This window comes from Bartonella harrusi (assembly GCF_024297065.1).
Lineage (GTDB): Bacteria > Pseudomonadota > Alphaproteobacteria > Rhizobiales > Rhizobiaceae > Bartonella > Bartonella harrusi.
In genome coordinates this window covers 1,529,262-1,545,000 of sequence record NZ_CP101114.1, presented here as the reverse complement: position 1 = coordinate 1,545,000, position 15,739 = coordinate 1,529,262, and the positions used below count along the sequence as shown (strand labels likewise).

The following is a 15,739-nucleotide window of genomic DNA, read 5'->3' as shown; positions in this document are numbered from 1 at the left end:
TAAAAAGACGTAATGTGTTGTCAAAACATTTTGAAATCCCATCTTCTCTTGTATCAACGCAAAGTAAGCCTCTGCTCCATCAATCAGATGCATATTTTCAGCTCTGGGCTCGTCAAAACAAAATATAAAGACATCATCAGTTCTCGAAAAATAATAAATCTTCCATTCAAATATCCGTCTCATTTGATGCTATATCTTTGTGATGCTATACATTTGCATCATTCTCCTGATTGTGGTTCCCTCTATTATTCCTATTTGCTATTATTCCCATGTACCTTCTCTAAGGCGGCTTTTTGCTTTTGCAAAATGAGAGTTGAAGTTAGAGAAAATACTGCGTGGTGAAGAGTAAATAATAGCCAAGCATAGAAACGCAAAGAAAAATATTGCCTTTATAGTCTATAAAAATAACATAAACACCAATCGTAACCCTGAAGAGGTGATAAAATCTATAGTCGTGTTCATTGCCAAATTTATTCGCAATGATGAAAAAGAACAATAAGAGAAAAAAGTGAATAAATGATCAAGTGATACTCTAACATACCTGTGATTATGCCATATGTTTCAGCGCTTGACTTTAGATCAGTATGGATAACAGGACAATAGACAAGATGTTGAGAGCGCAGCAGAGAATGAGGGTGATAGTGCAGAAAAATATAAGATGGTGAAAACTTAAAATGCGTCCAACAATATCAAAAACAATCCAAATCTCCTTCATAAATTGTTCGATAGCTATAAAATACGCCGCTCTAACAAACATTATACGTAGTACCTTATCTTTAAAGAAAGCTCTCTCAGAGAGAGTTTCCATGAAGAGGTTCAGAGTTATCGTAGTCTCTAAAAATTGGAGATCAAATAGCAAGCTGTTTGAAGTATACCGTTTAATATCGTATCTTTCGTAATAATGCTGTTTAAATAAACCTACATTCCAGATCCTTAAAGATCAGCTATAATATGTAATAAAATCTATGGCTGTGAGCATCGCTCAATTTATTCGCAATACGGGGGGCTTGACAGTTCATGTTTTATAAAACGCTCATATCTTTGGGACAAGAAAACAAATTAATATGATGCCGAACAAGAAAAAAAGTGAACAAATGACTAAGCCTGTAGGAGCTCTACGAAGATTATGCTTCCAAAAAGTGAATAAACGACAAAGTTGATGCTTTGCCATATCTGTGATTATGCCATATGTCTTAACAACTTAACTTCAGATCAGTGCGAATAAAAGGATAATAGACAAGATATTAAGAACGCAACCCAGGATGAGGCTGATAATGCGTGATAGCGCATAAAAAGATTAAGATAATGAAAACCTTAAGAGGTCATCCTTTCAAGCTTACTTTTTGTTGTATTTGCGAGAGAGGTGAGAGAAAATAAGGCGGTGCTGATGTAAAAGATTTTCAAGAGTTTTTTGAAATTCATTCTTGAGAACTGGGTCATTTGACAAAGGAATTATAGAAGCTGATATATAGCTGTGCAATAATGGGATGCATAGTTGATGTCTATAACCGTGGAAATGTAACAGTGATAGTGGATTACAGAATTTAGAAAAGACGTTGAGAACGCAATGAAGGATGTCCAGAGCTTGTGCCAATGGGTGAAACGTGAAACCATCAAAACAGCAATTCGTTAAACAAAATTCTTAATGCATGGCGAACGGTAATTCATAGCTCGGCGTGGAAATGCAAAGAAGGATATTGCCTTTATAGTCTATAAAGATAATACAAACACCACTTATAATCCTGAATAGGTGATAAAATCTTATGGCTGTGATCATTGCCAAATTTATTCGCAATATGGGTGTCTATCTCTTGACAGTTCATGTTTTATAAAACGCTCATATTTTTGGGACAAAAAATAAATTAAGACGTTGAACCATCAAAAATGCTTACCGTTGACGAAAATAGTACTTTTTCTCTCAAACCAACCTCATGTATTTATGCTACACAAGAAAGATAAAGTCCCCTAAATTGAAGAAGTGCCTATACTAAATATTTTACCAGTAAGTCGTGCCAATGAATTTTGAAAGGGGAGTTTGCCGTTTGCTATGTTGCTCATGCCGGTTGCAAAAAAATTTATTCTTATGGGAAAATGTTTGGCGTATCATATACACGAACAAAGAACGCTCCGATAAAATCAATCCATACAGAGGTTCATAAAAAAAACAGAGATTGGAATTCAATTATTGCGATCCTCTTTCTCAATAGCTGCCATCATAAAATTTGTTATCAGGGCGTTTTGATTACCGTTGACTGATCTATGAGTTCTAAGATGTAAACTGAAAGGGTATGTGCGGCATTAAAAGTTAAACGCGCATGGCGAGGTTTGAGATTGATCTTTTTGAAATTTCCTTCTGAGTGGCCGTGCGCTGCCCCTTTTTTGTTTCTTAAATTCATAGTTCCTTGCACAATTTTGTTGAGACCGGATGCTATCATTTTTAAATCATTTGCATCCAGATCTTGATTTTTTAGCTTTTCTTGTTGCATATTTTCGGGATCGATTTTAGCGTTCGTAACGACTGCCTTCCATAAAGCGCGTAGCGTATAGGCTGTGTCTTTATAGGAGAGTGAGTGGTGGTCAAGATAAGCTTTACAAGATGCTTCCAATAGATTTGTTGCAAAGAGAACTGCACTCCCTGGATCGTGTTCTATTTTTTCCAATGCTCTTTTTGCTTCGATTTCTACCGCTAAAAGCCCTTTCTCTGCAATACGCTTTTGGAGTTCTTCTATGGAGAGGAGACCTAGTTTGGTGATATATCCACCCCGCTGATATTCAAAATCATATTCCTTTAATTTTTCTAAAACGGCATCTTTATCTCTTTGTAACTTTAGCATTTTATCATATAATTGCAGGTCCAATCCGGTTGGGTCTGGGTCATAGTATTCCTTTTCCAAAAAATCACAGAGGAGTTGTCCAAGGACTTCAAGTGGTTCAGGGCATTCTTTATTGATTGCATGGAGTCGTTTTTTAATCATAGTCGCTTTACTATCAAAGGGATCTGCATTAGGAGCAGACGGTGTAGAAAAGAACAAATCATTCAACAACTTCACCGAATAATGCTCTGGTAATATTTGACTAAGAAGTCCAATGATTGCAGGAGGAATTTGTGATTTCATGGGAGAGGCCTGTCAGAAAGGGTGATTAGATATTTTTTATTACATTATAAAGTTTATGGGATTATCTTTTTGAGTGAGAGATTTATTCTCTTATCCTCATGGAGAGTTCTATAAGAGCTTCTGTTCTTGAATATTATACATTCTATTTTATAAAATGGTTCAAGAATATAGTGTTAGCTCTGATATCCACATCTTCTATCTGATACAAAAAACATATCATGCATGTTGAAAATTGTGAGAGATGAAGCGCGTTTATTTTATACTAGATAAAAGCTCTATTAAAAGCTTTCTAAATCATATCTTTGGAAAGTATTACTAAATCTCTTTGCTTTTAACATATGCGTTGATATTTATTTGCATAGCATTGTAAAAGCCTCTTTCAATTCCTTTTGCAATCAAAGTCTGTCTTCGTGAAGAGAGGCATAGAAGTGAGGAGGGTGGTTCTGTAGTGGGGAATTTCTTGTGTAAAAATGCAATTATTATATCTCTTTTTGCATCACCCTATAGCTTTTCCACTATGCGGTGGATAACAGAAAGTTGGCTCCATCACATTATTGCTAGCTCTCAATCTTGTAATAGCTTTTGCATTAGAGAGCGTTCATGAGAAGCATTTTGTTGCTTTTCTTTAAGTGTTTTTATCTACACAGAGATCCTATTTGTCATATGTAAGCGGATGAGGTTGAGTGATCAACATAAACAGGTGTGAAGCAGAAAATCTTGTGATATGCGGGATGCTATTTCAACAGGGAAAACGATGAATTGTTCTTAATCAATAAACCTGTTGCCGCTACATTGACGATCAGAAAAAAGACAAAATACAGGGGGCATTTTTTCTGGCTAGTGATATAAAAGTGGGATGCGTTTTCTATATCGCGATGCGTGGTAGAGATGGTTAGCATTGAGGGCTCAGAAGACCATATCTATGTTAGGGTTGTAGGGAGGGGTATCGTGTCTAATGGATATACTCCATGTTGAAAAGTATGTTTCCCTCATGAATACTTCCAAAGATACTATCAGAAAATTCGATATTTCATTAAGTTTTTAGAGATATCTAATGGCAAAAAGAAATCATAAAATAATAAGTTACGCAAGCTATCGGAGGGCCCCATTTTAGAGCTTTAAAAGTCTGTCTGTTCAGTACCTTGCATAGAAACGATGAAGAGTGAGACTTTGACCTCAGCGCATTAGTATTCTTCCGCAATGGTAAATGCTGTATATTCTTATGCCATTGTAAATGTTTTTAATAAGACGTTTAAACAAAGTATATCATAAGTCGGAGCTGTTTTCTTTGCACAAGAGGAAGAGTGTTAAGAAAAACAATAAAAATACAGAGATAGAAAATATGAAGAATATAATATATGTTTGACTTAAGGAAAGGTCTTTCTCTGTCAGAAAATGTATTAAAAAACCAGCGAATATACCTCCCAAGGCTCCACCTATTTGCTGTAATATGCGTGTGATAACTGCTGTATCTTTGATGTATAAACTATTGACATATTGGATAGGGGCCGACAGGCATACAATAGTGATGATGCTAAGCCCGATGCCTCTTAGCAAAAAACCTAACCCATCCATATTTATGTTATAGCCGAAGCATAGTAACCCAAAGCTTGATATCACCAAACCAATTCCGATCATGAAGAAGGAAGATTTTTCTTTCCATTTTTGATAAATAAATTTTCTTCCAATCCATGCTCCCACCCCTTGCAAAGCAAGAACTACGCCGATGATAAGAAGGCTATTGTCGTGGCTTCTTTCTATGGTGATAGCTATTGGGAAATAAACAAGGAAGCTATAAAAAAGAAAGGAAGCGATAAGTCCCATTATCATAAGCAATGTGTAGCGCGCATTTTGAAATCCGCTAAAGACGATGAGTTTGTTTTTTGCTTTCTGATTAGAAACAATGAATAATAGCAGAGAGAGTACCGCTATAAAGGCTATGATAGAGAAGGCGTTATTGTTATTTATGTTTTTGGCTTCTGTGAGGTAAAAAAACGAAAGAAGGGATATGGAAAATGCTAAAAATGCAAATAAGTTAAATTTTGTTTTTGTTGTTTCGTTGCTCTTTAAATGTTTTGCTCCAAGGGTGAGTGCCAATAAAATAAGCGGAATATTTATAAAAATAACAAACGCCAAGACACATATTGAGCAAGTGAGGCGCCCACTAGCGGACCAAAAGCAGGAGCAAAAACCGTTGGTACGGCTATGGTGCCCATGGCTTGGCGCACCCGTTCTTGCCCAAATTGTAAAGCAATGATGGTTTGGCTAAGGGGTAGCAGAAGGCCTGTCCCAAAACCTTGAATGATACGGGCAGAGAGAATGGTTGGAAAATTATAACTTAATCCTACCCCTAATGAGCCAAGCATAAAAATGAAGTTAGCAAGGAGCCAAGTCTTTTTGATACCTATTCTTGCTTGCACAAAAGATGCTATTAACAGTCCTGGTACGGTGGCTAGAAAATAGGATGTTACAACCCACTGTATATTATTTTCCTCTACCGAAAAATAATGCGCAAGATCAGGAAGGATGACATTGACAATGCTTCCGTTTAGCAAAGGAAGTATGCTGGAAATAATGACAGTATATATCACATACCATTCTGATTCAGTATAGGAATTCCCCTTTAGCATGATTATGCTCCCTCCAAGATATTATTTAAAATATCGAACCTGCTCCATATATCACAGGGACTTAAGAATGAAGATGTGTTGATGATGCTCTAGTCTCTCATGTTGGGACGAATGTGATTGGAAGTGCTGATGGCCCCCTTGTATACAACCCCTCCTCCTCCAAAACGAACCCATCGCTCAAGCTGATCTCAATTAATTTGTCAAGGAGTCTATTCGCTGTTAATTCACTCTGCATGAGAGCAAAAGCAGAACCTACACGAGACGTGCATGCCTGCTCCAAAGGCCAAATGATTCGCGATCCTTGTAATCTTTTGCCCAGTTTTACAAATCCGTTTGCGCTCCGGTATAAAATTATCGGGATCTATAAAAACGTCAGGATCACGGTTAGCAGCTCCTATCATGCAAAAAACCAGTGAATTAGCCGGCAACGAAACCCCTGCAAATTTCATCGCTTGATTGGTCTGGCGCGGTATAAGCTGAACTGGAGAAGTCAGGCGCAATGTTTCTGCGATTGCATCGCCAAGAAGTGTCCACTCTTTTTGGATTTTTTCCAATTCTTTAGGGTTTGTGAGTAAATGGTAAAAAAGATAAGCTAATGTCTTATCGGCAGGCTCTATAGCAGCCAATAACATGTTAAGGACAAGCGCAACTCTTTCAGAAGTTGTCATACTGTTATCATCATTTGTCTTCTGCCATAAGAGAGAGATTAAATCTTCTGATGCGTTTGGATCCCATTCTTCTATAAGAGGCGTTAGATAAGAAATGATCTCTTTACTGCACCATAAACTGAATTCTTTTTCCTCTTCCGATTGATGTAGGCGGGTGACAAAAGATGCACCCCCTTATGCCATAGTAATATATCCTTGTAACGATCTATCGGTAAACCTAAGACCATTAATGTAACAAGCACGCTATAATCCTTACCAAATTCATTCATAATATCTATTTTTTTCCTTTGGAAGAGAGGGCAGGAGAAGCTGGTCTATTGTTTTTTCAATAATTGAAGCATAGCGTGTGCGGAATATTTTCCCAGTAAATTTTGAAAGTACGGCTTGTCGCTTGCTATGGTGTTCATGCCCTTCCATTTGGGCTAACACGCGGTCACCCATTACTGGTTCTGCACGAACGGCTAAGGGCGCGGTTGTAAAGCGGTTGTCTTTTAAAATTGCGTTAACATCTTCATATCGGCCAAAAAATAAGCTTTAAGATTTTCATCCCAAAGAACAGAGTTAGAAGAATGTACACTTCGATATATATGGTATGGATCTTTTTGGAAATGTTTGTCCATAACATTGAATTTAATAATGTGACGCATAATTTGTTCCCTTTGAATTTTTAATTATAAATTGTTTTTTTTCATGAGTTTCAGTACATATTGAAACAATTCCGTGCCCTTGCTGCCTATCAACACAGAGAGGTCCTTCACCGCTGATTAACAACTCTCCTACTGGCCATTCACGATGGTAAGCTAAGATTGAGCTATTTATATTCAGTAAAGATGGGGTGTTTACATAGAATAGAATCTCATCGAAAATATATTGAATAGAAATATTTGTTGTTTCCAAATTCTTTATTTCTTCAGTTGATAATCCCACGCTTTTTGCTCGATTCCCAACCGCTTGGATTACCATTTTTGTGCATAATTCACTAAATTTTTGGTTTTTTTGTACAAATCTATGGCTTTTGATTTTAATATTTTGTAATTTTCATGTTGTTTGTATTGAGAGAAGTCAAGAAAGCGAAAGAGTTTTTTTTAAATTATGAGAATTCTGAATATTGTATAATATACGTTTTATACGATTAAGCTCCCTTCTAGTTTTCTTCTCTGCTTTAGCTTTAGTTGATCCAGATGCTAATATAAGGAGCATCGCCGATTCTGTATCGGGGAGGGGTACATCAATATCCTTGAATTCCTTTGCCCCCCAACATATAAGTTTAGTGATTATTTTTCTGAAAACTTTGAGTTGAATGGGCTTATACCGATCATAAGATGTTGCTTCAACGCGATTAAACGAGAACAGTTCTCTGATTGTCCTCTTATAGAAAACGAACGCTTGTTGATATCTATTTCTTTTTGTAAATTCATACTTAATCTTCCCCCGCATTTCATTATGGTGATTGTAAATATATAATTCCATGACCTTTGGTCATGAAAAATGATTAACAACCGAATGATATGTCGCTCTATAGATGATAAAATACTTTGTAAAGGCAATAATGAACGAATTGATTTATTAAGTTATCATAAAATACACATGAAGTTTGCACTGCTAAAGTAATTATAGAAGCTGATATATAGCTGTACAATGACGGGATGCATTTGATGTCTACAACCGTGGAAATGTAGCAGTGACAGTGGATCATAGGATTTAAGAAAAGCGTAGTGTATAGAGTATAGCAGCAAAATAAAGAGTAATTTTTGTACCGGCTTTTAAAGGGCAAGTTATGGTTAATACGTTAGAGAAACGGCGAAACGACAAACAAATTTATTTCAATTTAGAAAAACATAAAAAAGCCATAAAGAAGGTGTTATGAAAGTTGAATTAGTGGTGTTTTCTGCAAGTCTTTGTTGAGTGATAGACAGTGAAAAAAGACAATCAATGTTATATATACAGAACATTCACAAGATTCCTCTTTTTTAAGTGAAAAACGAGAATGCCAAAAGTAGAGGGATTTTCTTATTAAAGTGTGAGAATTTATTCATAGGGGATAAAATGGCAAAAATATTAAAATTATTGAGCGCAATAGCTTTGATCATTCTATCTGGGTGTTCCTTAGATGAGCCTTCTCAGACAGTTGTAGATGTATGGGAAAAGCCTGGTGCTGATAAATTGGAAGTAAAAAAAGCGTTGTTAGAATGTGGAATACAGACCTTTTCTGATCTTCCTCCAGAAGAGAATTTGAGTATTCATGAGAAAATCAATAACGAGGCATCCGTTGATGCATGCTTGGTACAAGCAGGTTTTCATCATAAATTAGGAGCGATGAAGTGGTGTGAGAAGTATAAAGCTGATAATCTTCCCATTTGTCAACCTGATGCTGTTATTCCTCAGCGAAGTGTTACGAAGCGTTTGAATAGTCCTTATTGTCAAGAAAATAAAGATCAACCAGAATGTCAGCCTTAAGTTTTTTGGCTGTTGATCTAATCTTCTTATCCTTACTTTCGTATGTCGGTAGCATTGTTTTTTGTGGTCTATGCCGATATGGAAATGTTAACGAGTTTATCAGCCTTCTTATCGCAAACAAATCCAAGAGAGGAAGGGAGAAGAATCTTGAAATTTTTGATTGCAAGAGCTTTTTAGGTGTAGCTGGATATGGACAGCTTTCTTCAGTGGTTATAATACTATGGAAGGGCTTTGAGTTTTGATGGGGGTGCAATTAAAACATTCTGAAAATGCGATGGGGTATGATCCTCGCTTTCTTCTGAAGAGATGAATGTGTCCGTGAATTTGTTTCGCTTTATCAGTGTATAGGTAATGTAGGGTTCCAATAAAAATTACAAGATTCAAAGAAGCTCTCCTGTCATCACTTCTACGTAGTGAAGAGTTCCTAGAAAATTTGATCATAGTAGGGTATCAGCAGTTTATGGAAATATAATACATTTTGTATAATAAATTCGAGAAAAAATGAATGTGAGCTGATGAGCTGATGAGCTGATAAGACATCCTAAGAATAATAGAAAAATGAGCATACAAAAAACTCTCTTAGTAGCTTTATCTGAGTATATCATTTTGTTCAAAAATAACTTAATGAAGTGAAATAGTATTCAAATCATAAACAAAATAAAAGCACTTTGCTTCTATCTTTGTTGGTGTTTTTATTTAGGTGTTAGAGCTTGATACGCAAATTGGATATATGCATTGATATATAAGAAATTTTCAGATATTTGTTCACTGTTTAAGAAATGCATGCTTTTCCATTTTTCGCCAATTTTGTTTTTTCTAAAAGCTTCTTTATAGTGTTTTTATTTATCGGTATAAGTTTATTGATGATAATTTTCTGATAATTTTAAATTGGTATTTGAAACAAAACTCTTAAGAATAACAAGAAACATTGACTTTTTTATTACAGCTTTACATAAAATACAAAACGTATTATGCGTATATGCGCAATCAGGTAAGCTGTTAATACTCTTTTTTGCCTACATTTTTGTTTTGTTGAGAAAAAAGAAAGTTTCAAAAATGATAATCAAAATATCCAAAAATCACTTATATTCGTGTGTTTTTATAGGGATTGTTTTTTCTGTTTTGTCAAACATAAAGGGTGTTGAGGCGCGTTCTCGTTCATCTATGTCACTTTCGTGTAATGAAGGCAAATTACCTTATAGATGTAGTGATGGTATGAGACATACGATCAGTGATCAAATGTATCAGTTTCGTATATCCTCTGAAGCAATGAATGGAAATGGCCATTCTTTTATGTCGTCTGCGGCCATAGGAGCACAGAAGCCAAATACAATTATCCAAGCAATGCGGGTGAAAGTTGAAGGGACTGATAATAAGGAAGATACTTATGGTGTTATTGCTTCGCAAGGGGGAAAAGTTGTTTTAAGCAATTCAGTTTTTAAGGGTTTTGCAACGGGTCTTAAAGCTGAGAGTGGGATGATAGAGGGAAAGCGTGGAGAAATTGAGGCTACTCAGGTAGGTGTGTATGCAGAGAAGCAAGGGGCGTCTGTTGTTTTAAAGGATACAAAAATTAAAGTAGAGGGTCAAGACATCGGTCAGAGGACAGCACTTTTCAGTGGTGTTGATGCAGATATTAAGATGATGGGTGGTTCAATCGATGTGAGGGATGCGGCGGCGCTTTATGTAGGAACAAACGGGAAAGCAGCTTTAGAGGGTGTGACCATTACTTCAAAAGGTAGAAAAACGAATGAAGAAGATGATATTGCTTATGCAGTTTTAAATATAAATCAACTTGGTTCTATCTCTTTAAAGAATACCAATGTTGTTGCTACCGATGTTAATGCTTTGTGGATCGGATTGGATGCGAACGCGCAATTAAAGAGAGGACAGGAAGGGAATATTTTAATTTCACGGGTTAGTATTGAAGATTCAAAAATTACGCTGATGGGTAACAAGATTGGTATACACTTCGATATGGAGCAAGAAAATAATGACAACGAAAAAGGAATTGTTTTGTTGAAAAAGGCAATTTTTGAGGTTCCAGATGGTACGGCTATTCATAGTTATAAAAGTAGTGGTTATATTGGCGTATCGGAAGGGACAAAAATCTCTGGTGATTTGTTGTTAAAAGCTGAAAAGAAAGCTTCTCTGGCGTTGTTAGCGAATTCTTCTTCCCTGATAGGGGGGGCGCGTGTTGCTGATGATTCCCTTGCTGAACTTTATTTGACAGGAAATTCAAAATGGGTTCTCACAAAGAGAAAAGCCGTGAATTTGCAAGATTCAGAACGTATAATTTCCTCCATTTCGTTTGTAAAACTTGCTGATAGTATTATTATTTTCGAAACTCCAACATCTCAGGAGTATCAGATGCTTCGTATTGGCAATGGCAAAGAGGAAGTTTATAGTGCGCAAGGCGATGCACATCTTTATCTTAATACGTTTCTCAATCATGATGGTTCGCTTAATGATCAAAAAACTGATCGGCTTTTGATTCATGGTGATGTTTCTGGAAAAACGACAATTCATGTGCAATTTATTGCAGGAAATAAAGGGAGTGAGGCAGGCAATGAAAATACGCATAGTGTTTCGCTTATTCAAGTTTCTGGAAAAGCCGCAGAAGATTCTTTTCAGTTGAATAGCCCTTATATCACATGGGGAGGTTTGCCTTATCAATACTATCTCCATGCCTATGGTCCAAGTTCTTCTCTTGGCAATGCACGTACTGATCAAAGATTAGTGGAAGGTCATGCCAATTTTTGGGATTTTCGCCTCGAAAGTAAATATATCCAACCTGTTCCAGAGGAGCTTGTTGAACCAAAAATAAGAGAGGTTGTTCCGCAAATTCCAACTTATTTGCTCTTGCAGAATGCCTTGTTTCATGCTGGTTTGGTGGATATAGTTAACCAAAATAAGCGGTTGGAGATTATGCGATCTGTTTCTCGTGAATTCTTAGAAACGAATAAGGATTTTGCTTTATCTGTTCAAGGTTATGGTGGAAGTTACCGTTATGTTTCAGATCTTTCTGCCCTTGAATATGGTTATGGTGGCAATCTTGATTATAATGCTATAGAGGCAGGTATTGCATTGAAGATGATTGAAAGCGCATATAATAAAACGTCTTTAGGGATCTTGGGGACTTATGGGAAGCTTTCTTTACATCCTCGGGATGTTGAGCAAAGTCAAAAAAGTGTATTTCATAAATGGTCAGTGACAGCATATGGGCGTATAGAACATGATACTGGTTTTTATGCGAATGGGCTTTTATCTTATGGTCTGTTTAAGGGTAATGTCTTTACTGTTGCAAGAGGTAAGACGGCGACATTAAAAGGAACGCCTCTGAATGTTTCTTTGTCTGTTGGTAAAGCATTTATGATAGGGGATTGGGGGCTTGTTCTTGATCCGCAGGCTCAACTTATTTATCAACATCTCCAGTTTGATAACGCTCGTGATATTGATCACTTTGATATTGAGATAGGAAAATCTGATCAATGGGTGATGCGCGTTGGTGGGCATTTAACCAAAACCCTTGCCATCTCTCAAGAGGATCGCCTTACCTCTTTTTATGGAAAACTGCATTTTACGCATAGTTTTGCAAAAAAACAATTTGTGCGTTTTAAAGATGCTTTTCCGTTGGGTTCTTTTGGCTCTTCTTTAGAAACGGGATTTGGTATTTATTCAAAACTGTCTTCAAAGATTGCACTTCACGGCGATTTAATCTACCAGCATAAACTTACTAAGGGTGGTTTTTCTGGAATTCGTTTTTCTGGTGGGTTGCGTTATAGTTTTTAATCTAATTTTTTGGAAAATTGTTAATGATGATGAGAGCTTTAGTATCTTTGTGATTTTAAGATAGAAGCGTACAATATAAATAGAGAATATAAGATGTATCTAGTACATTAGAAATTTGGTAATGTTTTTTATGATGTTTTTGTTCTGTCTTTAGAATGTTTTGTATTCTTTAAGTTAATTTAAGCAATGTTGTTACTGAAAACATGACGGTAGATGCGACACTCAAATTCTAGTGTAAGCTGATTGGTTAAATAAACTTCTAAAGTGTTCTATAGGATATTAAAAAAGTTATGTTCTATGATAGAAATCATCGAGATTAAGCGTAGCATAAAAGCCTTCTGTTTATTGAAATATTGCAATATTTTTTGTCATTGAAACAATTTATTAGAGGTATTCTTCTCCTTTCTTAAACAGTTTTTATTCATACGTTCCTCTTGCATGCGCTATGCAAGTGAATAGTTTTTTTCTTCATTATAAGAGGCGATGAAATGAGAAAATTTTACTGTATTCAGGACTTTCATTCAGTATTTAAAACAATAAATGATATTTGCAATCAATAATTTTATGTCGTGGATGTGGTCTCTATTGCTTGAGAAATAAAAGCATTGATCAGCTAAAATATAGGCAAGACAATCGCAGTAAGACTGAGTTCGATGACAGTGTAAAGTTATTTCTTTATGATTTTTATTAACCAAGAGAATATCTCCAACTTTTCGAGTGGATCATTCATTTTATTTTATGACTTTGATAAGAAAGATAAGTAACTAAGGTATCATATTTAAAATTTATTATAAATAATATTGTTATTTAATTAAAGTATACATTGTGTATATAACATATTTGTACATAATGTTCTTATGTTTTATGAACAATTTTTATTTCTATTTTATAAAGTATATTTGACATTTCTGTACAATGCATTATAGCAGTTTATGTATCATAATGATACGTTTTGTAAATAGAAATTAATTTGTAAATAGAAATTAAGGAGAATATATGTTCGGTTTGTCTAATAGCTTAGGCTGGTCTAATACTGCTGGTCTTTTATATCGTGGTTGGTCTAGTATTTCATCAATGAATTTTTCAACAAGTGGTTCACAGGCTGGGTGTACTGTTGGAGATTATCTCTCGACAACACATTCGTCGGGAATGGTAGGATTTGAGGCAGGAGGAGTTGCAGGAGGATTTGTAGGAGATGTGATCGGAGGAATTTCGACAGGCGGAGCAGGGGTTGGTCCAGGGATTGGAACTGGAATAGCAATCGGTAGTATTGGTGGTTACGGGACAGGGGCACTCTTAGGATTAGGCTCTCGGTATGACGCATGCTATTATTAATTTATAAAATATTTATCCATCTCTAAAACTGTGGTAATTTTGTAGACATATTAATAAATATTTCTACAAGTATTAATAAAGTAGATTTTAGTAATATATTGATTAATATTCTATTTTAGTTAGGGATTTTATATTTTATGTATGTTTTTAGTGTTTTCTGTGATTTTTTTATCCTATTTTGTATTTTAGGTATCTTTGCAGAATTTTTTAAGTTGTATTATTTACCTAAAGGATTTAGTAAAGAATATATTAAAAAAATATCCTTTATAAGAATAAGTTCGTTTTTTATATTGTTCTTTTTAATATTTTCTTCAGTTAACTTTTATATAAAGTGATATATTTATTAACACGAAAATAACTCATATGATTATAATATATTACTTTATATAAATTTTAATTGGAAACTATTATGGATGACATTTACTTTAATATTAAAAACGCATTTATTGCGACATTTATTTTCGTTTTTTTAAGTATATTTTTTCTAAATTAAAATTTCCTACTTGGATGCAATCTATAAAATTAGGAACTATTATAATCATCATGTATATTATAATATATTTGGGACTTTATTGTTTAATTAATTAGTATAGTTTTAATTTTAAAAACATGTTTTAACAGAAATTTTAATTATTTAATAATTAAAATATAGAACAATATTATGTTTAATAAATTAATTATATTATCATTAAATATTTTGTATTTAAATCATTGATCGTTATGGTGTCTGTTATTTATGTGGGATTTTTTTATTAATTTTGTTGTAAATTTTTTATTTGCAATAACAGTTGTAGTTGCAATTTTATTTTATTTTGTATTTCAAATATAAAGGTTATAGTAAAAAAAAGATATTATTAATAATGATTTTATCGTTTATATGTTCATTGGTAGTGGGTATTATAGCGTTTTTTATAGGATTTTATCTTTCTGACATTTTAAATTATATGAATTTAATTATGAATAAATTTAAAATATAAAAATATATTATTTAATTGATATAAGCCATTTTATCGCAATTTTTATATTTTATTATATAATAATTTTTTATAGAGTGCGCTTATCTTTTTAGCTTTTTTTGAAGTTGTAAAGCGTAAAGTAAAGTCAACGGCCTCTCTTTCAATAAACAGACCTAATCTTTTCATTTGATATTAAAAATAAATCGATAGCCGTACAAATATTGTTGCTTATCGGTAATAAAATGTACCGATTGATAGGATAGAGATGGCAAAAGGCTGAAAGAATGTTTGTCTGTTACTTGTATCTTCTTAAAAAAATTTTGAAAAAGAATAAAAGAGATCAGAAATGGTGAGAAAAGGGTGAGAATTTATAATAAAATTTTTTTACTTGCCATTATTGCTACTGCTTTTGTATTTAACAATGCATTCATTGCAGAGGTAATCCATTCTGAAATTTCATTGAAAATTCATAGATAACCTTTATTTTAAGTTGTTATTGAATGGCTGTATTGATGTATAATAAAAGCGTTTGAAATAACAAAATAGGATAACAATCTTCTCACTTAAGAGAAAAAAATTGATTGCTTAAAGATCAAATAATCTACGCATATCAATACTACCTTTAAATTTTCTCTCTTTAAAAGCTGATATGTGAATTGATTTGCGATGTTTTACATCTTTTCTAAGCTGAAAAGACTTCACTGTTGATTTACATATCTATGAAATTGGGCCAACTTGAAAAATAATGCCAATGAAAAATTATATGGTACCAAAATTTTAGGATTATT

At 34.3% G+C, this 15,739-nt stretch carries 7 protein-coding genes and 2 pseudogenes (1 of these 9 running past the window's edge); 3 read left to right on the top strand and 6 right to left on the bottom strand.

Annotated elements, in window-relative coordinates:
* The 6 genes and pseudogenes from NMK50_RS07230 to NMK50_RS07200 all read right to left on the bottom strand — a co-directional run.
* A protein-coding gene (locus NMK50_RS07230; protein ID WP_254769920.1) for a hypothetical protein crosses the window boundary here: on the bottom strand, positions 1-183 show its 5' portion. Its footprint begins 123 nt before the window's first position; 183 of the gene's 306 nt are visible here — the first part of the coding sequence; it begins with the start codon at positions 181-183; its stop codon lies off the left edge, out of view.
* Between the two features lie 2,045 nt (positions 184-2,228).
* A complete protein-coding gene (locus NMK50_RS07225; RefSeq protein WP_254769919.1) occupies positions 2,229-3,116 on the bottom strand; it encodes an abortive infection family protein in 888 nt (295 codons plus the stop codon).
* 1,266 nt (positions 3,117-4,382) lie between these two features.
* A pseudogene (locus NMK50_RS10530) lies at positions 4,383-5,746 on the bottom strand (MFS transporter).
* Between the two features lie 224 nt (positions 5,747-5,970).
* Positions 5,971-6,453: a cytochrome P450 gene (locus NMK50_RS07210; protein WP_254771212.1), complete on the bottom strand. Its 483-nt coding sequence runs from the start codon at positions 6,451-6,453 to the stop codon at positions 5,971-5,973.
* Between the two features lie 222 nt (positions 6,454-6,675).
* Positions 6,676-6,855, bottom strand: a complete 180-nt coding sequence (locus NMK50_RS07205) for a hypothetical protein (RefSeq protein ID WP_254769916.1) — start codon at positions 6,853-6,855, stop codon at positions 6,676-6,678.
* A gap of 189 nt (positions 6,856-7,044) precedes the next feature.
* Positions 7,045-7,733, bottom strand: a pseudogene (locus NMK50_RS07200) (tRNA-dependent cyclodipeptide synthase).
* Between the two features lie 727 nt (positions 7,734-8,460).
* Between NMK50_RS07200 and NMK50_RS07195 the strand changes: the two are divergent.
* From NMK50_RS07195 to NMK50_RS07185, 3 genes are all read left to right on the top strand, one after another.
* Positions 8,461-8,871 carry a hypothetical protein gene (locus NMK50_RS07195; protein WP_254769915.1) on the top strand — a complete coding sequence of 137 codons (411 nt, stop codon included), beginning with the start codon at positions 8,461-8,463 and terminating at the stop codon, positions 8,869-8,871.
* Positions 8,872-9,927: 1,056 nt separating this feature from the next.
* Positions 9,928-12,660, top strand: coding sequence for an autotransporter family protein (locus tag NMK50_RS07190; RefSeq protein ID WP_254769914.1), 2,733 nt, complete (start codon positions 9,928-9,930; stop codon positions 12,658-12,660).
* A gap of 996 nt (positions 12,661-13,656) precedes the next feature.
* Positions 13,657-13,995 carry a hypothetical protein gene (locus tag NMK50_RS07185; RefSeq protein ID WP_254769913.1) on the top strand — a complete coding sequence of 113 codons (339 nt, stop codon included), beginning with the start codon at positions 13,657-13,659 and terminating at the stop codon, positions 13,993-13,995.
* The last annotated feature ends 1,744 nt before the right edge of the window (positions 13,996-15,739 follow it).

Bases quoted from the DNA above. Each gene is read 5' to 3' on its own strand.
- NMK50_RS07225 (WP_254769919.1), bottom strand. From the start codon at position 3,116: ATGAAATCACAAATTCCTCCTGCAATCATTGGACTTCTTAGTCAAATA.
- NMK50_RS07205 (WP_254769916.1), bottom strand. From the start codon at position 6,855: ATGGGTGACCGCGTGTTAGCCCAAATGGAAGGGCATGAACACCATAGC.
- NMK50_RS07195 (WP_254769915.1), top strand. From the start codon at position 8,461: ATGGCAAAAATATTAAAATTATTGAGCGCAATAGCTTTGATCATTCTA.
- NMK50_RS07190 (WP_254769914.1), top strand. From the start codon at position 9,928: ATGATAATCAAAATATCCAAAAATCACTTATATTCGTGTGTTTTTATA.
- NMK50_RS07185 (WP_254769913.1), top strand. From the start codon at position 13,657: ATGTTCGGTTTGTCTAATAGCTTAGGCTGGTCTAATACTGCTGGTCTT.